Source organism: Streptomyces sp. NPDC001108, assembly GCF_053598535.1.
In genome coordinates, this window is sequence record NZ_JBSFKL010000009.1 from 130,540 (window position 1) to 148,715 (window position 18,176).

Genomic DNA, 18,176 nt, shown 5'->3' on the forward strand with positions numbered 1-18,176 from the left:
CCACCATGCGGGCGGCCGCGTACCACACTCCGGTACATGGTGGCCGGCATGCCTATCCTGGCGCCATGCTGACCATCACCCAGGCGCTCCACGACCAGATCGTCGCGCACGCCCGCGCCGACCACCCCGACGAGGCGTGCGGCGTGGTCGCCGGACCGGCCGGGACCGGCCGCCCCGAGCGGTTCGTCCCGATGCTCAACGCCGCCCGCTCGCCCACCTTCTACGAGTTCGACTCCGCCGACCTCCTCAAGCTCTACCGCGAGCTGGACGACCGCGACGAGGAGCCGGTGATCATCTACCACTCGCACACCGCGACCGAGGCGTACCCCTCCCGCACCGACGTCACCTACGCCAACGAGCCCGGCGCCCACTACGTGCTCGTCTCCACGGCGGACACCGACGACGCGGGCCCCTTCCAGTTCCGCTCGTACCGCATCGTGGACGGGGAGATCACCGAGGAAGAGGTCCGGGTCGTGGAGGCGTACGAACCCGCCTGACCAGGGCCTTGCCGGTGCCGCACAGGTGGACGGGGCCGGGGCGCACACCGCCCCGTCCACCTGGCGAACGGCATACGTCCGACAGCTGAGATCACACTCGGGATCGCGGACCGGGAATCGATACGATGAGCCCATGGTTTCCCATGACGTGAGCGAGAACACGCCGGGCACACTGCTCGTCGCGCGGCTGCACGTCGACCTGTGCAGGCTGGCCAGCGCGATCTGTCCAAGCTGCCCGCCCGCCGGACGCAGGGCCTGACCGGGTCCTGAGCAGGGCCGCGGCACCGGCCGCACCATCACGCACCAACCCCCGCGCGGGGGTCGAGCCGCGCGCCCACGCCACTTCCGCAACTCCCGCATCCGACAGGAGCCCGTCATGGCCATCGAGGTCCGCATCCCGACCATCCTCCGCACCTACACCGATGGTGCCAAGGCCGTCGAGGGCAACGGCAAGACCCTCGCCGACCTCCTCACGGACCTGGAGAGCCGCCACACCGGCATCCGCGAGCGCATCGTCGACGGCGAGGAGCTCCGCCGCTTCGTGAACGTCTACCTCAACGACGAGGACGTCCGCTTCCTCGACGGCATCTCCACCGAACTGAGCGACGGCGACAGCGTCACGATCCTCCCGGCCGTCGCCGGTGGAGCCGCCGACGCGGTGGACGGCCGACCGGCGGGCATGCGCTGATGCGGTACGACAGTCCGCTCGCCGCGGTGGGCAACACCCCGCTCGTCCGCCTGCCGCGGCTGTCGCCCTCGGACGACGTCCGCATCTGGGCCAAGCTGGAGGACCGCAACCCCACCGGCTCGGTCAAGGACCGCCCGGCGCTCCACATGGTCGAGCAGGCGGAGAAGGACGGCCGGCTCACCCCCGGCTGCACCATCCTGGAGCCCACCAGCGGCAACACCGGCATCTCGCTCGCCATGGCGGCCAAGCTCAAGGGCTACCGCATCGTGTGCGTCATGCCGGAGAACACCTCCCAGGAACGGCGCGACCTGCTCACCATGTGGGGCGCCGAGATCATCCCCTCCCCGGCGGCCGGCGGCTCCAACACGGCCGTGCGCGTCGCCAAGGAACTGGCCGCCGAGCACCCCGACTGGGTCATGCTCTACCAGTACGGGAACCCGGACAACGCGGGCGCCCACTACGCCACCACCGGCCCGGAGATCCTCGCCGACCTCCCCTCCGTCACCCACTTCGTGGCGGGGCTCGGCACCACCGGCACCCTGATGGGCGTCGGCCGCTACCTGCGCGAACACAAGCCGGACGTCAAGATCGTCGCCGCCGAGCCGCGCTACGACGACCTGGTCTACGGACTCCGCAACCTCGACGAGGGCTTCGTCCCCGAGCTGTACGACGCCTCCGTCCTCACCACCCGCTTCTCCGTCGGCTCGGCGGACGCGGTCACCCGCACCCGCGAACTCCTCCAGCAGGAGGGCATCTTCGCGGGCGTCTCCACCGGCGCCGCGCTGCACGCCGCGATCGGCGTCGGGAAGAAGGCCGTCAAGGCGGGGGAGAGCGCCGACATCGTCTTCGTCGTCGCCGACGGTGGCTGGAAGTACCTGTCGACGGGCGTCTACACCGCCCCGTCCACCGAAGCGGCCATCGAAACCCTGCACGGCCAGCTCTGGGCGTAGAACCGTTTCCTCAGGAGACGGCCCAAGGGCCCCTCCGGCGGGCCGGTCCCGGCGACCGGCCCGCCGGGGACCGCCTCACCCCAGCTTCCGCACCCGCTTCCACACCGCCGCGTCCACCACACCCACCCGCCGCCGGAACGCGCGCACGGCCACGTCCCTGAGCTCGTCCGTCTCCAGGTAGCTCGCCCGGCCCCGCGCATCGCCCACCGCCCCCGCGGGCAGCGCGATCACCCCCGGCCGCTCCGCGTGATGCTTACTGGTGATCTTCGCGACGCGCGCCGAACCACCCCGCACCGACAGCACCAGGCACGGCCGGTCCTTCGCCCCGGGCCCGTCCTCGTACGGCACCTCGGCCCACCAGATCTCACCCGCCCGAGGCCCGCGCCCCGCCCCTTCCGCCCGGTCGGGACCGCGACCCGCACCCTCAGCCCGGCCCGGACCGCGCCCCGCACCGCGCCCGGGACCCGTCGGCGGACGCGTCCGGCCGCGCGGGCCGCGCCCGCCCCGCCCCCGTCCGTCGGACACCGCCGCGACGAGCGCGAGCAGCACGACCAGGGCCAGAGCGATCCACCACCAGGGCATGTCCATGCCCCGACCGTACCGGTGGCCCCGCCGCTTCCATCGAACCGGTGACAGCGCAGGTGAGTTCCCCCACAACGGGCGGCCGTGAAGGAGCGACCGGCCGATTCGCGCCTTACGCTCGACGAACCGCTCAACCGACCGCACGAACCCTCCCCGTTCCCACGCCCCGGAGGTTCACGCTCCATGAAGCTCACCGTCGTCGGCTGCTCCGGCTCGTTCCCGTCCCCGGGATCGGCGTGTTCGAGCTACCTCGTAGAGGCCGACGGCTTCCGGCTGCTCCTCGACATGGGCAACGGCGCCCTGGGCGAGTTGCAGCGCCATGTGGGTCTCTACGACCTCGATGCCGTCTTTCTCAGCCATCTCCACGTCGATCACTGCATCGACATGTGCGCGTACTTCGTCGTCCGCTACTACCGGCACGACGGCGGCCGCCCCGCCCCCCTCCCCGTCTACGGACCCGAGGGCACCGAGCAGCGGCTGACCACCGCCCACGGCGACACCCCGTCCGAGCAGGCGATGGGCGAGGTCTTCGACTTCCACACGCTGAAGCCGGGCTCCTTCGACATCGGCCCCTTCTCGGTCCGTACGGAGAAGGTCCACCACCCGGTCGACACCTTCGCGATCCGGATCGAACACGGCGGCCGTTCGCTGGCGTACTCCGGTGACACCGGGGTCTGCGAGGCCCTGGACGAACTGGCGGAGGGGGTCGACCTGTTCCTGTGCGAGGCGTCGTTCGTCCACGGCAAGGAGGACATCCCGGACCTCCACCTCAACGGCCGCGAGGCGGGGGAGACCGCCGCCCGCGCCGGGGTGGGACGGCTCGTCCTGACCCACATCCCCCCGTGGACCGACGCGGAACGCAACCTGGCCGACGCCCGCGCGGTCTTCCACGGCCCGGCGGAGGTGGCGGTGGCGGGCGCGGTGTACGAGGTCTGAGGTGACGAAGGCGCGACGAAGCCCCCGTCCGGAAGGGGACGGGGGCTTCGTCACGCGCGGCCGGGGCCGGGCCGGGGCTACTTCGCCTCGGCCTTGAGCAGTTCGGCGAGTTCCTCGTCGGACTCGCGGCCCGGGGTGGGCAGGTTGAACTTGGTGATCGCGAACCGGAAGACCGCGTAGTAGACCACCGCGAAGCAGAGGCCGACCAGCACCAGCATCCAGGGCTTGCTCGCGATGCCCAGGTTCAGGAAGAAGTCGACGGCGCCCGCGGAGAAGCCGAAGCCGTCCTTCATGCCGAGCCCCCAGGTCAGGGCCATCGAGACACCGGTGAGCACCGCGTGGATCGCGTAGAGCACGGGGGCGATGAACATGAACGTGAACTCGATCGGCTCGGTCACACCGGTCACGAACGCGGTGAGCGCGAGCGAGAACATCATGCCGCCGACGACCTTGCGGCGCTCCGGACGGGCGCAGTGCACGATGGCGAGACAGGCGGCCGGGAGGGCGAACATCATGATCGGGAAGAAGCCGGTCATGAACTGCCCTGCCGTCGGGTCACCGGCCAGGAAGCGGTTGATGTCGCCGCTCTTGCCGTGGAACTCACCGGCCTGGAACCACGGGAACGAGTTCAGCAGGTGGTGCATGCCGACCGGGATCAGCGCACGGTTGGCGACACCGAAGATGCCCGCGCCGACCGCGCCGGAACCGACGAGCCACTCACCGAAGTTGTGCAGCCCGGTGCCGAGCACCGGCCAGATGTAACCGAAGACGATGCCGATGACCAGACCCGCGAAGGCGGAGAGGATCGGAACGAGGCGGCGGCCGCCGAAGAAGCCGGCCCAGGCGGGCAGCTTCGTACGGTAGAACCGCTGGTAGAGCAGGGCGACGACGATGCCCATCACCACGCCGCCGAGGACCTTGGCGTCCACGGGGGCGTCCGTCATCACGACCTTGCCGTCGACGACCGTCGCGACCTGCGGCAGGTTGCTGTCGGTGAAGGTGGCCAGCACCTTCTGGAAGACCAGGTAACCGGTGACGGCCGCGAGCGCGGTCGAGCCGTCCGACTTCTTGGCGAAACCGATCGCGATGCCGACGGCGAACAGCAGCGCCATGTTGTCGAGGATCGCGTTGCCGCCCGCGGCCATGAAGGACGCGATCTTGGTGATGAAGGCGGGGAAGGAGTCCCTGCCGAGCATGTCGTCGTTGCCGAGGCGCACCAGCAGCGCGGCGGCGGGCAGCACGGCGACCGGCAGCATGAGGCTGCGGCCGATGCGCTGCATGACCGACATCACGCCGGCGCCCTTCTTCTTGGGAGCTGCGGACGCGGCGTCTGCCGTGGACATCAACTTCCTCCATGGGGGGCAAGGCGCCGCCCAGGACGTTGATTCGGGGGGAGGCGGCGACTCGAAGAACGCGGCAGAGCGCCACGTGGTCTGGACCACTCAGTGGTGTAGACCAGTTGTAGCACGGTGAGGGTTGGATAAGGAACCTGCAAAAACCGACTACTTCGCATCAGCTATCGCTGACCCTCGGTAACACGCCGAAGGCCCTTGGACCGCATGGGTCCAAGGGCCTTCCGGGAGGCGGGCGGAGATCGTCCCCGCTCTCCTGACGTGCTACTTCGTGAGGTTCCTCTCGATCTCCTCCTCCAGCTCGTCGGGCTCCCGGCCCGGCGTCTGGAGATTGAACCGGGTGATCGCGAACCGGAAGATCACGTAATACACGACGGCGAAGGCCAGGCCGATCACGATGATCAGCCACGGTTTGGTCGCCAGGCTCCAGTTGATGACGTAGTCGATCAGCCCCGCCGAGAAGCTGAAGCCGTCCTTCACCCCCAGGGCCCAGGTCACCGCCATCGAGACACCGGTGAGCACCGCGTGGATGCCGTACAGCAGCGGCGCGACGAAGAGGAACGAGTACTCGATCGGCTCGGTGATGCCCGTCACGAACGACGTCAGCCCGACCGACAGCATCATCCCGCCGACCGCCTTCCGCCGGTGCGGCTTCGCGCAGTGGTAGATCGCCAGCGCCGCCGCCGGCAGCGCGAACATCATGATCGGGAAGAAGCCCGAGGTGAACTGCCCGGCCGTCGGGTCGCCCGCCAGGAACCGGTTGATGTCACCGTGCACGACCGTCCCGTCCGGCTTGGTGAAATCGCCGAACTGGAACCAGACGAAGGTGTTCAGGAACTGGTGCAGCCCGATCACCAGCAGCGCCCGGTTGGCCAGACCGAAGATGCCCGAACCCACCCAGTCCAGGTCCACCAGCCACTTCGAGAAGCTCGTCAGCCCGTCGCCGATCGGCTGCCACAGCCAGGCGCACAGCCCCGCGAAGAGCAGGCCGACGAACGCCATGATGATCGGAACGAGCCTGCGGCCGTTGAAGAAGCCCAGCCAGTCCACCAGCTTCACCCGGTGGAACCGCTGCCAGAACCAGGCCGACAGCAACCCCATCACGATGCCGCCGAACACCCCGGGATTCTGGTACGCCGCTGCCGTGACCTTGGCGTCCGTGGTCACGCACGTACCGGACCAGATGCCGCCGGGGGTGAACGTCGAGCCCGGACCGCAGTCCACCGGAAAGGCGTGCAGCACCGCGTAGTAGACGAGGAAACCGGCCACCGCCGCGAGCGCCGTCGAACCGTCGGACTTCTTCGCCATGCCGATCGCCACGCCGATGCAGAACAGCAGCGGAAGGCCGAGCCCCGAATCGAGCAGCGCGCCGCCCGCCGCCGCGAAGACCTTGGCGATGTTGTTCCAGCCCAGGCCCTCGTCACCGAAGACGTCCGGCTGGCCCAACCGGTTCAGGATGCCGGCCGCCGGCAGCACGGCGATCGGCAGCTGAAGGCTGCGGCCCATCTTCTGGAGCCCCTGGAACAGCCCGTTCCACCAGGTCTTCCGCGGTACTGCGGCGCTGCTCGCGCTCATCGGCGTCCTCCCGGAACAGGGCATGCTCGGCAGTCGTTGCACAATGGTGTAGACCACTTGGGTATGGTGCGTAACCCGCGTGGAAGATGGTGCATCGGTGATCGTCATCATTCGGGACGGGCCGGTCACCCGCTCGCGAAGTTGGGCCAAACGTGCGTTACGGTGACGAAACGGACCCGGAGTGGGCCGTCGCACGCCTGCGAAGAACCATGTGAACAACCAGGGAGAAGGCCATGGCCAGCAAGGCTGAGAAGATCGTCGCCGGGCTCGGCGGTATCGAGAACATCGACGAGATCGAAGGCTGCATCACCCGACTGCGCACCGAGGTCCACGACCCCAGCAAGGTCGACGAAGCCGCGCTCAAGGCCGCCGGCGCCCACGGCGTCGTCAAGATGGGCACCGCGATCCAGGTCGTCATCGGCACCGACGCCGACCCCATCGCCGCCGACATCGAAGACATGATGTGACCGGCCCCCGAAACCCCCGCTGAGCCCACCGCTCGGCCCCGCACAGGCCCCGCCCACCCCGGACGGGGCCTGCGCCGTACCCGGACGACGCACCCGCCCCGCACCGCGACCGGGGCCCGCCCCGCACCCGAACGGACGCCCCACCCGCACCCGATAGGGTCGACGCCATGTCTCGTATCGACGGCCGCACCCCCGAACAGCTCCGCCCCGTCACCATCGAACGCGGGTGGAGCAAGCACGCCGAGGGCTCCGTGCTCATCTCCTTCGGCGACACCAAGGTCTTCTGCACCGCCTCCGTCACCGAAGGCGTCCCCCGCTGGCGCAAGGGCAGCGGCGAAGGCTGGGTCACCGCCGAATACTCCATGCTGCCCCGCTCCACCAACACCCGCGGCGACCGCGAATCCGTCCGCGGCAAGATCGGCGGCCGCACCCACGAGATCAGCCGCCTCATCGGCCGCTCACTGCGCGCCGTCATCGACTACAAGGCCCTCGGCGAGAACACCATCGTCCTCGACTGCGACGTCCTCCAGGCCGACGGCGGCACCCGCACCGCCGCCATCACCGGCGCCTACGTCGCCCTCGCCGACGCCGTCGCCTGGGCCCAGCAGAAGAAGATCGTCAAGCACGGCCGCAAGCCGCTGACCGACACCGTCTCCGCCATCAGCGTCGGCATCGTCGACGGCACCCCCCTCCTCGACCTCTGCTACGAGGAGGACGTCCGCGCCGAGACCGACATGAACGTCGTCTGCACCGGCGACGGCCGCTTCGTCGAGGTCCAGGGCACCGCCGAGGCCGCCCCCTTCGACCGCACCGAACTCGGCGCCCTCCTCGACCTCGCCACCGCCGGCTGCGCGGACCTCACCGCGCTCCAGACCGAGGCCCTCTCCCGCACCCTCGGCGCATAACGGCTGCCCCGTACACGCTTCCCGGCGGAGCAACCGCGCACCCACCGCACCGCGTCGTTACGAGCACGGGCGCACGGATCGAACCGTGCGCCCGTCCACGTAACCGCACCGCATCCGCCCCCGGGAGGAACGGACCATGGCCACGGCCACCCGCCGACGCATCGCCGCCGCGCTGACCCTGAGCACGCTCGCCCTCACCGCCGCGACCGGCTGCGGCGCCGTCGACAAGGCGCTGGACTGCGTCCGCGCCGCCGACGCCATCGCCACCAGCGCCGACAACCTCCAACAGGCCGTCTCCAACGCCACATCCGACCCCACCCAGGCGTCCGAGGCCCTCGACGAGATCGACAAGGAGATCGGCGAACTCGGCGGCAGGACCGGCGACGCCGACCTCGGCAAGGCCATCGGCGACCTCCAGAACGGCGTCGCCAACGTCCGCGAGGCCATCGACAAGGGCGACACCACCCCCGACATCGGCCCGGTCACCGACGCCGCGGCCGAGATCGGCAAGATCTGCACCCCCTGACCACCCCCGATACTGGGGGGTATGACCCGCCTCATCCTCGCCACCCGCAACGCCGGGAAGATCACCGAACTCCACGCGATCCTCGCCGACGCAGGTCTCACCCATGAACTCGTCGGCGCGGACGCGTACCCGCACATCCCCGACGTCAAGGAGACCGGCGTCACCTTCGCGGAGAACGCCCTGCTCAAGGCCCACGCCCTCGCCAAGGCCACCGGCCACCCCGCGATCGCCGACGACTCCGGCCTCTGCGTGGACGTACTCGGCGGCGCCCCCGGCATCTTCTCCGCCCGCTGGGCCGGCCGCCACGGCGACGACCGGGCCAACCTGGACCTCCTCCTGGCCCAGCTCTCCGACATCGACGCCCCCCACCGCGGCGCCCACTTCGCCTGCGCCGCAGCCCTCGCCCTGCCCGACGGCACGGAACGCGTCGTCGAGGGCCGCCTGACCGGCACCCTGCGCCACGTCCCCGCCGGAACCCACGGCTTCGGCTACGACCCGATCTTCCAGCCCGAGGGCGAGACCCGCACCTGCGCGGAGCTGACCCCGGCCGAGAAGAACGCCATCAGCCACCGGGGCAAGGCCTTCCGGGCGCTGGTGCCGGTGGTGCGGGAGTTGGTGGGCTGAAACAGCGAGCGGCCGTCACCTTCGGAACGAAGGTGACGGCCGCTCTGCGGATGTGGGCCCGGTGGGACTCGAACCCACGACACACCGGACCTAAACCGGCGCCCTCTTGGCCAGCTGGGGTACGGACCCATCGGCCCCACTCTACTGTGCGGCGCCCCGCCGCTTCGAGAAGGTCGCGGTCTGGCTGTGACAGGACGGGCACAAGTACCGGAGGTTCTCCGGGCAGTTGTTGAGCCGGTCGCCGTCGATGTGGTCGATCTCCAGGACGAGGCGGTTCCCGCGCCATGTCTCGCCGGTCCCGCACCGTGTGCACCTGTGAGGGACACCGATGTCGTCGAGGGCTCTCCGCAACAGGGTCGTTCTCGTGCGGGACGCTCCGGGTCCCAGGCGGCACAGGATCTCTGCCGAGGACCTGCGGGACCGAGAAGGCGTGCCCCGGGGATGCCCTTGACCAGAGAAATGGGCAGTCGACAGGCCGTGCGCTTCGATATCCCGCTTCAGCTGGGCGCGGGCTCCGCCGCTGTCGGTCTGCCCCAGGGCCCTCAGAGCACCGGCAAGGCTGTGGGAAGCGGCGATGGCAGCCGCCAGCTCCTGGCCGGGAGTGAGGCGCGATGCGTACCTTCGTCCGCCGGTGAAGTGGGACGTGTCGATGCCGAGGCGGTCCATCTTCCTGCGCAGGTAGCCGTAAGGGCTGTCGCTCGGTGGCAGGCCCATGTACTCGAACATCTCCCGGATGCTGTGCGTGTGGGCGGCCGCTTCGATGAGCAGTTCTTCCGGGTACGCGTGCGGCGCTCGGCCCGGCAGGGCTTCCTCGGTGAAGTGGGAGGTGTCGATGTCGTAGTGCCTGAGCCGGGCGCGTACATAGCGGAGCGTCTTGCTGCCCAGAGGCGCATCGAGCCGCCGCAGGACGTCGACGAGACTGCTTGCCGTGGCTGCCGCTCGCTCGAGCGCGTCGCGAGGGTAGGTGTTCCGGCTGCTCATGCTGTCGCCCGGCGTTTGCGGCCGCGGTAGGTGTCGGTCGCCGCGTGGCAGTTGGGGCAGAGGAGCCGGAGGTTCTCCGGGCGGTTGTCCCACCAGTCGCCGTTGACGTGGTCTACTTCGAGCCGGAGCGGTTGCCCCAGCCACTGCCCGCCATTGCCGCAGTCGGCACAGGAATCGTCGACGCCCCGCCGGACGAGTTCGCGGCGCAGCCGCTGCCCCGGAACCCGGCCGTTCGACGGGGCGCCGAGAACCAGCGGATTCCCCAGGGATCCCTTGGGTCCATGCGGTGTCGTGCCCGGGAAATGCGACGTGTCGATGCGGAGCTTGGCCGCGCGACGGCTGATGTGCGCATGATTGCCACCGACGGGGCTGATGCCCAGTTTGCGTACCACCTCGGCCATGCTGCTGGAGCAGGCGATGACCTCGCGCAGTCTCTCTTCGGTGTGGCGCACCCGCGTGTCGGTGAAGTGCGAGACGTCCACCCCCGCCTCGGCCGTCTTCCGGCGCAGATAGCTTCGGCTCCCAGGTGTGGGCGTTCCCCCGCACCAGCGGACCGCGTCGTTCGCGTTGGTGGTTTCCCGCGCGGCCTCTTCGAGCAGCTCGCGGGTGTATCGAGTAGCCATGCTCCGCCCCTCCGTATCCGGCCGTGTGTTCGTGGCCTCGTACGGATCAACGCTCCGGATACCGGTGAGTCACGTCCGAATTCCGACAAGATGCGGAATGCCCCGCACCGCTTCGGCCGGAGCTGAAGTGGCGCGGGGCATTCCGAAAAAGAGCGGGACCCGGTCAGATGCCGAGGTCCTTGATGATCTTGGCTACGTGGCCGGTGGCGCGGACGTTGTAGAGGGCGCGCTCGACCTTGCCCTCCTCGTCCACGACGATCGTGGAGCGGATGACGCCCGTCACCGTTTTGCCGTAGAGCTTCTTCTCGCCGAAGGCGCCGTACGCCTCAAGGGTCTCCTTGGACGGGTCGCCGACCAGGGTGACCTTCAGGTTCTCCTTCTCGCGGAACTTGGCGAGCTTCTCCGGCTTGTCGGGGGAGACGCCGATGACGTCGTACCCGGCGCCCGTGAGCAGGTCCAGGTTGTCGGTGAAGTCGCAGGCCTGCTTGGTGCAGCCGGGGGTCAGGGCGGCCGGGTAGAAGTAGACGATGACCTTGCGGCCCTTGTGATCGGCGAGCGAGATCTCGTTGCCGTCGGCGTCGGGGAGGGTGAAGGCGGGGGCGGTGTCGCCGGGCTGGAGTCGCTCGCTCATGGTTCTCCTCGGGTGGCACGTGGGGTGTACGGGACCGAGAGTAATAGGGGTGCCGCCGGGTGTGTGGAGGGTCGAGCTGACAGACTGTCGATGAAGGTTTACCGGACGAGGACCACGGAGGCGGCGCAGTGTCGGATGCCAGAACCCCTGCGCAGATCGAGGCGGACATCATCAGCAGGCGGGAGCAGCTCGCGGTGGTGCTCGACGAGATCGGGGTGCGGGTGCACCCCGATACGATCATGGGAGACATGAAGGCCAAGGCTGCCGAGGCCGTGGACCGGACGGCCGGGCGGGCTTTCGTCGCGGTGAACCGGGCGGTGTCGGACGTGCGGGCCCGGTTCGTGGACGAGGAGGGCGCCCCGCGGCTGGAGCGGGTGGTTCCGGCGGCGCTGCTCGCGGTGGGTGTCGTGGGGCTGATCGTGGCGTCGAAGCGGCGCCGGAAGGGCTGATGCGGCGGCCCGCGCACCCCGGAGGGGTGCCGGGCGGCGCCGGGCAGGTAGGTTGCGGGGCGTGAGCGAGAACACCGACGACAAGCTGCCCATCCGCATGCTGCACGACCGTGTGCTGGTCCGGACCGATACGCCCGAGGGCGAGCGGCGTTCCGGTGGCGGCATTCTGATTCCGGCGACGGCCGCGGTCGGCCGTCGGCTGGCCTGGGCCGTGGTGGTGGCGGTGGGGCAGAACGTGCGGACGGTGGAGCCGGGCGACCGGGTGCTGTACGACCCCGAGGACCGGGCCGAGGTCGAGGTGCGCGGGGTGGCGTACGTGCTGATGCGGGAGCGTGATCTGCACGCGGTGGCGGCCGACCGGTTCGAGGGTTCGGTGGATTCGACCGGGCTGTATCTGTAGTTCTCCGGCCCGGCGCCGATTCGACGTGGTGGAAGGGCAAAGGGCCTGGTGACCGTTGTCACCAGGCCCTTTGCCCTTCCTTTGCTAGGCTGGGGGTACCCCGACGAGACGCGCCGTACCGGGTTCCGCAAAGACGACGCACCCGTTGTCCGCTTGTTCTGTCTCGCCGGAGGTGCTGTTGTCATGGCGTGGGTTCTGCTGGTTGTCGCCGGTCTGCTCGAAGTGGCCTGGTCGATCGGGATGAAGTACACCGAGGGGTTCACCCGGCTGTGGCCGAGCGTGTTCACCGGTGCCGGGATCGTGGCGAGCATGGTGCTGCTGTCCCATGCGGCCCGGACGCTGCCGATCGGTACGGCCTACGGGGTGTGGGTCGGGATCGGTGCGGCCGGTGCGGCGGTGCTCGGCATGGTGGTGCTGAACGAGCCGGTGACCGCCGCCCGGATCTTCTTCGTCTGTCTGCTGCTGGTCGCCGTCGTCGGCCTGAAGGCGACCTCGGGTCACTGACCGGGGATGCTTCCCGGACCGGGTACGGGGGTGCCCGGGCTGCCGGGCCGGGCGCCGGGGCCGTAACCGTAGCCTCCGGCGCCCGCGCCGCCGCCGTTGTCACCGCCGCCCGGGCCCCCGCCGCCGGTCTCGCCGCCGGGTCCGCCGTTGTCGCCGCCGCCGTTCTGCGCCCCGCCGTTCCCGGCGCCCCCGGTGTCGGTCCCGCCGCCGTTCTGGTTGCCGGTGTCGGTGCCGGTGCTGGGCGGTTCCTCGCTGCCGGGGGGTGAGGGGATCTCGGGCGGGGTGGTTCCGGGGGTGTTCGGGCCGGTACTGGAGGCGGGGCCGGAGGGTTTCGTGGTGCCGCCGGGGGTGGTCTGACCGTTGGTCGGGGTGGACTGCCCGGTGCCGCTCTCGACGGTCAGGTCGAAGTCGGTGGCCGGGGTGTTGCGCAGCGCCGCCTCGGTGTACTGCGCCCAGACCTGGGCAGGGGCGCCGCCGCCGTTGATGCGGGCGAGTCCGAGGGCCCCGTACAGCGGTTTCTGCGCGCCGGTCTCGGGGTCCTGGCCCATGACGGCGACGACGGTGGTGAGGTCGGGGGTGTATCCGGCGAACCAGGCGGCCTTGTCCTCCTCGGCGGTGCCGGTCTTGCCGGCGGCGGGGCGTCCGGCGGCCTGGGCGGCGGTGCCGGTGCCGCCCTCGACGACGCTGCGGAGGATCGCGGTCGTGGTGTCGGCGGCCTCGCGGTCGACGGCCTGGCGGGTGGGGCCCCGGCCGGGGACGTCGAGGTCCTCGCCGCCCTTGCTGACCCGGTCGACCAGGACGTACGAGCCGTGCCGGCCGTGGTTGGCGAGGGTGGCGTACGCCTCGGCCATGTCGAGGACGCTGGCGGTGGCGACGCCGAGGGCGATGGACGGGGTGGCGGTGAGGTCGGGGGTGCTCTTGGGGAGTCCGAGGTCGATGGCGGTCTGTCGGACCTTCTCGGGGCCGACGTCCTCGGCCATCTGGGCGTAGACCGCGTTGACGGACTTGTCGGTGGCCTCGGTGACGGTGATGGGTCCGTAGCTGCGGTCGTCCTCGTTGGCGGGGGCGTATCCGGTGGAGCCGTTGGGGCCCTGGACCGTCCGTTTGTTGGTGCCGTCGTAGACGGTGTCGGGGGTGATGGTCCGGCCGTCCTGGGTGGTGGAGTGGTTGGCGACGGCGGAGGTGAAGACGAAGGGTTTGAAGGTGGAGCCGACCTGGTAGTCGCGCCGGGTCGCGTTGTTCACGTACTGCTTGGTGTAGTCGACGCCGCCGTACATGGCGACGACGCGGCCGGTGCCGGGTTCGACGGAGGCGCCGCCGACGCGGACGTCGCGGTCGGCCGGGCGGTCCGGGCTGGTCTGCGACATGACGTTGTCGTCGACCGCGCGGACCAGGGCGTTCTGCTTCTTCTTGTCCAGGGTGGTGGTGATCCGGTAGCCGCCGGTGGCGAGGGTGTTCTCGTCGACGATGTCGTGGTCGGCGAGGTAGTCGTCGATGGCCTGGACGAGGTAGCCGCGCTGTCCGGAGAGCCCGGTGGGCGGGTGGACCTTGCCGGGGACGGGGAACGTCATCGCGGCGCGTTCGTCGGCGCCGAGCCACTTCTCCTTGACCATGCCGTCCAGGACGTAGTTCCAGCGGGCGACGGCGGCGGACTTGTTCTCGGGGTGGACGACGACGTCGTAGGCGCTGGGGGCGTTGAGCAGGGAGGCGAGGTAGGCGCCCTGAGCGGTGGTGATGTGGTCGACGTCCTTGGCGTAGTAGGCCTGGGCGGCGGCCTGGATGCCGTAGGCGTTGCGGCCGAAGTAGCTGGTGTTCAGGTAGCCCTGGAGGATCTCGTTCTTGGACTGCTCGCGGTTGAGCTTGATCGCGATGAAGAATTCCTTGAACTTGCGGACGACGGTCTGCTCCTGGCCGAGGTAGTAGTTCTTGACGTACTGCTGGGTGATGGTCGAGCCGCCCTGTTTGCCCTTGCCGGTGAGGGTGTTCCAGGCGGCGCGGACCATGGCCTTGAGGTCGACCGCCCGTTCGGAGTAGAAGTCGCGGTCCTCGGCGGCGAGTACGGCGCGCTGGACGGTGAGCGGGACCTGGGCGAGGTCGACGCTCTCCCGGTTGACCTCACCCGAACGGGCGATCACGCTGCCGTCCTTGTAGAGGTACACATTGGCCTGCGCGGTGGCGCTGGAGTTGGCGGCGGGGATGCCGACGAGCTGGTACCCGGCGATGAAGCCGCCGACCAGGAGGACGGCGACGACCAGAAGTCCGCCGAGCGTCATCCGCCAGGTGGGTACGGCGCGGCGCCAGCCGGTGCGCCTGGGCCGGCGGGGCTTTCCGGCAGGTCCGGCCGCGGATCCGGCCCCGTCGCCGCCGCTCCCGCCGTCACCGGGGGTGTCCGGTCGCTGTCTGGGGGCCCAGCCCTGGGGGCCGTCGCCGCTCTCGTTCCCGCCGGGCTGCTGTGGCTCGTCGCTCATGTCCGTGCAGACTCCTCGACTGCGATCAGTTATCCCATACTGCCCTTTTTTAGGGAATAAGCACCGGATCGACCTCGCCCCGCCCCGGAAAAACCGGTCGCGACGGACGATGCCGCCGCACTAGGGTCGTGCGCTTTGGTGCCCGCGACCGTGCGGCACCCGGACCATGGGGGTGCATGCGGTGCGGCTCTACGCGGTGGTGGCGGCGGGCGGGTTCCGGCGCCACGCCACCTACCGGATCGCCACGGCGTCGGGGGTGTTCACCAACACCGTCTTCGGTTTCATCCTGACGTACACCTATGTGGCGCTGTGGGACGAGCGCCCGCAGCTCGGCGGCTACGACATGCCGCAGGCGCTCAGCTACGTGTGGCTGGGGCAGGCCCTGCTGATGACCTGTTCCATGATGGGCGGCGGCTTCGAGGACGAGCTGATCGAACGCATCCGCACCGGTGACGTGGTGGTCGACCTCTACCGGCCGGTCGACCTCCAGTTCTGGTGGCTGGCGGGCGACCTGGGCCGGGCCGCCTTCCATCTGCTGGGCCGAGGCATCGTGCCGATGCTGGTGGGCTCGCTCGCCTTCGAGCTGGCGATGCCCTCGTCCGGGTGGACCTGGCTGGCCTTCCTCGGCTCGGTGACGCTCGGGGTCGTGGTCAGCTTCGCGATCCGCTACCTGGTGGCGCTCTCCGCGTTCTGGCTGATGGACGGGGCGGGGGTGGCGCAGATGGCCTGGCTGTTCGGGATGTTCTTCTCCGGGATGCTGCTCCCGCTGACCCTCTTCCCCGGGCTGCTGGGGGACGCGGCGCGGCTGATGCCGTGGTCCTCGCTGCTCCAGGTGCCCGCCGACGTGTTCCTCGGCAAGTACCCGGGGTGGGAGCTGGCGCGGGCGTACGGCTTCCAGGCGGGCTGGGCGGTGGTGCTGCTGCTGGTGGGGCGGATGGTTCAGTCGGTGGCGACGCGACGGGTGGTGGTCCAGGGTGGCTGACGCGAGCGGTGCGGTGGAGGTGGCCGGGGGCCGGTCCGCCGACTGGTCCCAGGAGGCGTTCGCCCGGCGGGGGTGGCCCCGGCGGTTCGGCGAGGGCGTGCGGGCCTACGGGCTGATCGTGGCGATGTGGCTGCGTTCGACGATGGCCTACCGGGCGTCGTTCGCGATGGCGGCACTCGGCAACTTCGCGGCCACCGCCTTCGACTTCGTCACGATCCTGCTGATGTTCACGCACGTGGACCGGCTCGGCGGCTACAGCCTCTCCGAGATCGCCCTGCTGTACGGGGCGTCGGGCACCGCGTTCGGCCTGGCCGACCTGCTGATGGGGTCGATGGACCGGCTGGGGCGGCGGGTGCGGGACGGGACGCTGGACACCCTGCTGGTGCGGCCGGTCCCGGTGCTCGCCCAGGTCGCGGCGGACCGGTTCGCGCTGCGCAGGCTGGGGCGGGTGCTCCAGGGGGCGCTGGTGCTGGGGTACGGGCTCGCGACGGTGGACGTCGAGTGGACGGTGCTGAAGGTGGCGGTGGTGCCGCTGATGCTGCTGGGCGGGGCGGGGCTCTTCGGTGCGCTCTTCGTGGCCGGGGCGGCGTTCCAGTTCGTCGCGAACGACGCCTCCCAGGTGCAGAACTCCTTCACGTACGGCGGCAACGCCCTGCTCCAGTACCCGCCGTCGATCTTCGCGAAGGAGTTGGTGCGCGGGGTGGTCTTCGTCGTGCCGCTGGCCTTCGTGAACTGGCTGCCCGCGCTGTATGTGCTGGGGCGGCCGTTGCCGGTGGGGCTGCCGGGGTGGGTGGCGTTCCTGTCCCCGGTGGTGGCGGTGGGGTGCTGTCTGCTGGCGGGGCTGGCGTGGCGCGCGGGGCTGCGCGCGTACCGCAGCACCGGCAGTTGACCGGCCGGGCCGGGACATCGGGCATGGGCTTCGGACTTCGGGCTTCGGGCGGAGGCGGCGGAGCAGCCGCCATGAAAGGGGCAGGGACGTGAATACGAGCACGAGCACGAGCACGAGCACGAGTACGAGTACGAGTACGGGCGCGGGCACGGGCGGCGACCCCGGGTTCATCGAGCTCGACGAGGTCGAGAAGGTCTTCGACGTACGCCGCAGGACCGGCTTCCTGCGCGGTGAGCGGCGCCAGGTCCGGGCGGTCGACTCGATCAGCTTCCGGGTCGCCCGCGGCGAGATGGTCGGCTACATCGGCCCGAACGGCGCCGGGAAGTCGACCACGATCAAGATGCTGACCGGCATCCTCACCCCGAGCGGCGGCCGGCTGCGGGTGGCGGGCATCGACCCGTCGCGGGAGCGTACCCGGCTGGCGCACCGGATCGGTGTGGTCTTCGGCCAGCGCACCACGCTCTGGTGGGACCTGCCGCTGCGCGACTCGTACCGGCTGATGCACCGGATGTACCGGATCCCCGACGCCCGGTTCCGGGAGAACCTGGACCGGTGCGTCGAACTCCTTGATCTGGGCGATCTGTTGGAGGTTCCGGTGCGTCAGCTCTCGCTGGGGCAGCGGATGCGCGGGGACATCGCGGCGGCGCTGCTGCACGATCCCGAGGTGCTGTACCTGGACGAGCCGACGATCGGTCTGGACGTGGTCTCCAAGGCGAAGGTCCGTGGATTCCTGCGGGACTTGAACGCCGAGCGTGCCACGACCGTGCTGCTGACCACCCACGACCTGACCGACATCGAGCAGCTCTGCTCGCGGGTGATGGTGATCGACCACGGCCGTCTGATGTACGACGGTGCCCTGGAGGGGCTGCACGAGCTGGGGGAGAGCGAGCGGACGCTGGTGGTCGACCTGGAGCGCGAACTGCCGCCGATCCGGCTTGAGTCGGCGCCCTCGGTGCGGACCGTGAAGGTGGAGGGACCGCGCCAGTGGCTGGCCTTCCCGGCGGCGGAGTCGGCGGCGGCGCTGGTCGCCCGGATCGCCGCGGAGTACCCGCTGGTCGACCTTTCGGTACGGGAGCCGGACATCGAAACGGTCATCGCGAGGATGTACGCCTCGACCTCGGAAGCGGGCGTTCAATAGGGTTCGCGG

22 protein-coding genes, 1 tRNA gene and 1 riboswitch are annotated in these 18,176 nt (G+C 70.2%); of the genes, 15 read left to right on the forward strand and 8 right to left on the reverse strand.

All coding sequences use genetic code 11. The annotated features are described in order from the left end of the window. The first annotated feature begins 65 nt into the window (after positions 1-65). The 4 genes from ACWC97_RS21130 (at position 66) to ACWC97_RS21145 (ending at position 2,135) form a co-directional block, all read left to right on the forward strand. On the forward strand, positions 66-497 hold the full coding sequence (locus ACWC97_RS21130; RefSeq protein WP_366296309.1) for a M67 family metallopeptidase: 432 nt from the start codon (positions 66-68) through the stop codon (positions 495-497). A gap of 133 nt (positions 498-630) precedes the next feature. Then, positions 631-756, forward strand: coding sequence for a putative leader peptide (locus tag ACWC97_RS21135; protein ID WP_352273727.1), 126 nt, complete (start codon positions 631-633; stop codon positions 754-756). Between the two features lie 117 nt (positions 757-873). After that, positions 874-1,185 (forward strand): MoaD family protein, encoded by a 312-nt coding sequence (locus tag ACWC97_RS21140; RefSeq protein WP_352273728.1) that lies wholly within the window; start codon positions 874-876, stop codon positions 1,183-1,185. Continuing rightward, positions 1,185-2,135 (forward strand): PLP-dependent cysteine synthase family protein, encoded by a 951-nt coding sequence (locus ACWC97_RS21145; RefSeq protein WP_385209833.1) that lies wholly within the window; start codon positions 1,185-1,187, stop codon positions 2,133-2,135. Before ACWC97_RS21140 ends, ACWC97_RS21145 begins: the two co-directional genes overlap by 1 nt. Before the next feature lie 75 nt (positions 2,136-2,210). Here the strand turns inward: ACWC97_RS21145 and ACWC97_RS21150 are convergent, their stop codons facing one another. Further along, on the reverse strand, positions 2,211-2,723 hold the full coding sequence (locus ACWC97_RS21150) for a type II toxin-antitoxin system PemK/MazF family toxin (protein ID WP_352273730.1): 513 nt from the start codon (positions 2,721-2,723) through the stop codon (positions 2,211-2,213). A gap of 177 nt (positions 2,724-2,900) precedes the next feature. On the opposite strand from ACWC97_RS21150, the gene ACWC97_RS21155 reads away from it, so the two are divergent. Beyond that, positions 2,901-3,653: an MBL fold metallo-hydrolase gene (locus tag ACWC97_RS21155; protein WP_352273731.1), complete on the forward strand. Its 753-nt coding sequence runs from the start codon at positions 2,901-2,903 to the stop codon at positions 3,651-3,653. A gap of 77 nt (positions 3,654-3,730) precedes the next feature. Here ACWC97_RS21155 and ACWC97_RS21160 read toward each other — a convergent pair whose 3' ends face one another. After that, positions 3,731-4,996, reverse strand: coding sequence for a PTS transporter subunit EIIC (locus ACWC97_RS21160; RefSeq protein ID WP_385209839.1), 1,266 nt, complete (start codon positions 4,994-4,996; stop codon positions 3,731-3,733). A 273-nt stretch (positions 4,997-5,269) separates the two neighbouring features. Beyond that, positions 5,270-6,580: a PTS transporter subunit EIIC gene (locus ACWC97_RS21165; RefSeq protein WP_352273733.1), complete on the reverse strand. Its 1,311-nt coding sequence runs from the start codon at positions 6,578-6,580 to the stop codon at positions 5,270-5,272. Between the two features lie 233 nt (positions 6,581-6,813). Here ACWC97_RS21165 and ACWC97_RS21170 point away from each other — a divergent pair, with 233 nt between their 5' ends. The 4 genes from ACWC97_RS21170 (at position 6,814) to rdgB (ending at position 9,102) form a co-directional block, all read left to right on the forward strand. After that, positions 6,814-7,047: a glucose PTS transporter subunit EIIB gene (locus ACWC97_RS21170; protein WP_014156020.1), complete on the forward strand. Its 234-nt coding sequence runs from the start codon at positions 6,814-6,816 to the stop codon at positions 7,045-7,047. 167 nt (positions 7,048-7,214) lie between these two features. Then, on the forward strand, positions 7,215-7,952 hold the full coding sequence (rph, locus tag ACWC97_RS21175) for a ribonuclease PH (protein ID WP_352273734.1): 738 nt from the start codon (positions 7,215-7,217) through the stop codon (positions 7,950-7,952). A gap of 136 nt (positions 7,953-8,088) precedes the next feature. After that, positions 8,089-8,478, forward strand: coding sequence for a hypothetical protein (locus tag ACWC97_RS21180; protein ID WP_352273735.1), 390 nt, complete (start codon positions 8,089-8,091; stop codon positions 8,476-8,478). 21 nt (positions 8,479-8,499) lie between these two features. Next, entirely contained in the window at positions 8,500-9,102 is a 603-nt protein-coding gene (gene rdgB, locus ACWC97_RS21185) for an RdgB/HAM1 family non-canonical purine NTP pyrophosphatase (protein ID WP_450650862.1), read from the forward strand. Positions 9,103-9,155: 53 nt separating this feature from the next. Here rdgB and ACWC97_RS21190 read toward each other — a convergent pair. The 4 genes from ACWC97_RS21190 to bcp all read right to left on the reverse strand — a co-directional run bounded on the left by ACWC97_RS21190 (position 9,156) and on the right by bcp (position 11,337). Next, positions 9,156-9,231 (reverse strand) — tRNA-Leu (locus ACWC97_RS21190). 12 nt (positions 9,232-9,243) lie between these two features. Then, the gene (locus tag ACWC97_RS21195; protein WP_450650864.1) at positions 9,244-10,083 is read right to left on the reverse strand and encodes an HNH endonuclease signature motif containing protein; all 840 of its coding nucleotides are present in this window, start codon (positions 10,081-10,083) and stop codon (positions 9,244-9,246) included. Continuing rightward, positions 10,080-10,706: an HNH endonuclease signature motif containing protein gene (locus ACWC97_RS21200; protein WP_450650866.1), complete on the reverse strand. Its 627-nt coding sequence runs from the start codon at positions 10,704-10,706 to the stop codon at positions 10,080-10,082. Before ACWC97_RS21200 ends, ACWC97_RS21195 begins: the two co-directional genes overlap by 4 nt. Before the next feature lie 163 nt (positions 10,707-10,869). Then, positions 10,870-11,337: a thioredoxin-dependent thiol peroxidase gene (gene bcp / locus ACWC97_RS21205; protein WP_352273739.1), complete on the reverse strand. Its 468-nt coding sequence runs from the start codon at positions 11,335-11,337 to the stop codon at positions 10,870-10,872. Positions 11,338-11,465: 128 nt separating this feature from the next. Between bcp and ACWC97_RS21210 the strand changes: the two genes are divergently transcribed. The 3 genes from ACWC97_RS21210 to ACWC97_RS21220 all read left to right on the forward strand — a co-directional run bounded on the left by ACWC97_RS21210 (position 11,466) and on the right by ACWC97_RS21220 (position 12,690). Next, positions 11,466-11,786: a DUF3618 domain-containing protein gene (locus tag ACWC97_RS21210; protein ID WP_352273740.1), complete on the forward strand. Its 321-nt coding sequence runs from the start codon at positions 11,466-11,468 to the stop codon at positions 11,784-11,786. Between the two features lie 61 nt (positions 11,787-11,847). Continuing rightward, positions 11,848-12,186, forward strand: a complete 339-nt coding sequence (locus tag ACWC97_RS21215) for a GroES family chaperonin (protein WP_352273741.1) — start codon at positions 11,848-11,850, stop codon at positions 12,184-12,186. Positions 12,187-12,258: 72 nt separating this feature from the next. Beyond that, a riboswitch (guanidine-III (ykkC-III) riboswitch) is annotated at positions 12,259-12,329 on the forward strand. 40 nt (positions 12,330-12,369) lie between these two features. Then, positions 12,370-12,690: a DMT family transporter gene (locus ACWC97_RS21220; RefSeq protein ID WP_385209857.1), complete on the forward strand. Its 321-nt coding sequence runs from the start codon at positions 12,370-12,372 to the stop codon at positions 12,688-12,690. On the opposite strand, the gene ACWC97_RS21225 is transcribed toward ACWC97_RS21220, so the two are convergent. Then, positions 12,684-15,158: a transglycosylase domain-containing protein gene (locus ACWC97_RS21225; protein ID WP_352273743.1), complete on the reverse strand. Its 2,475-nt coding sequence runs from the start codon at positions 15,156-15,158 to the stop codon at positions 12,684-12,686. The two genes, ACWC97_RS21220 and ACWC97_RS21225, sit on opposite strands and share 7 nt — an antisense overlap. A gap of 181 nt (positions 15,159-15,339) precedes the next feature. On the opposite strand from ACWC97_RS21225, the gene ACWC97_RS21230 reads away from it, so the two are divergent. The 3 genes from ACWC97_RS21230 (at position 15,340) to ACWC97_RS21240 (ending at position 18,167) form a co-directional block, all read left to right on the forward strand. Beyond that, positions 15,340-16,140: an ABC transporter permease gene (locus ACWC97_RS21230; protein WP_352273910.1), complete on the forward strand. Its 801-nt coding sequence runs from the start codon at positions 15,340-15,342 to the stop codon at positions 16,138-16,140. Between the two features lie 19 nt (positions 16,141-16,159). Continuing rightward, positions 16,160-17,029, forward strand: coding sequence for an ABC transporter permease (locus ACWC97_RS21235; RefSeq protein ID WP_450651064.1), 870 nt, complete (start codon positions 16,160-16,162; stop codon positions 17,027-17,029). Positions 17,030-17,198: 169 nt separating this feature from the next. Further along, on the forward strand, positions 17,199-18,167 hold the full coding sequence (locus ACWC97_RS21240; protein WP_352273911.1) for an ABC transporter ATP-binding protein: 969 nt from the start codon (positions 17,199-17,201) through the stop codon (positions 18,165-18,167). The last annotated feature ends 9 nt before the right edge of the window (positions 18,168-18,176 follow it).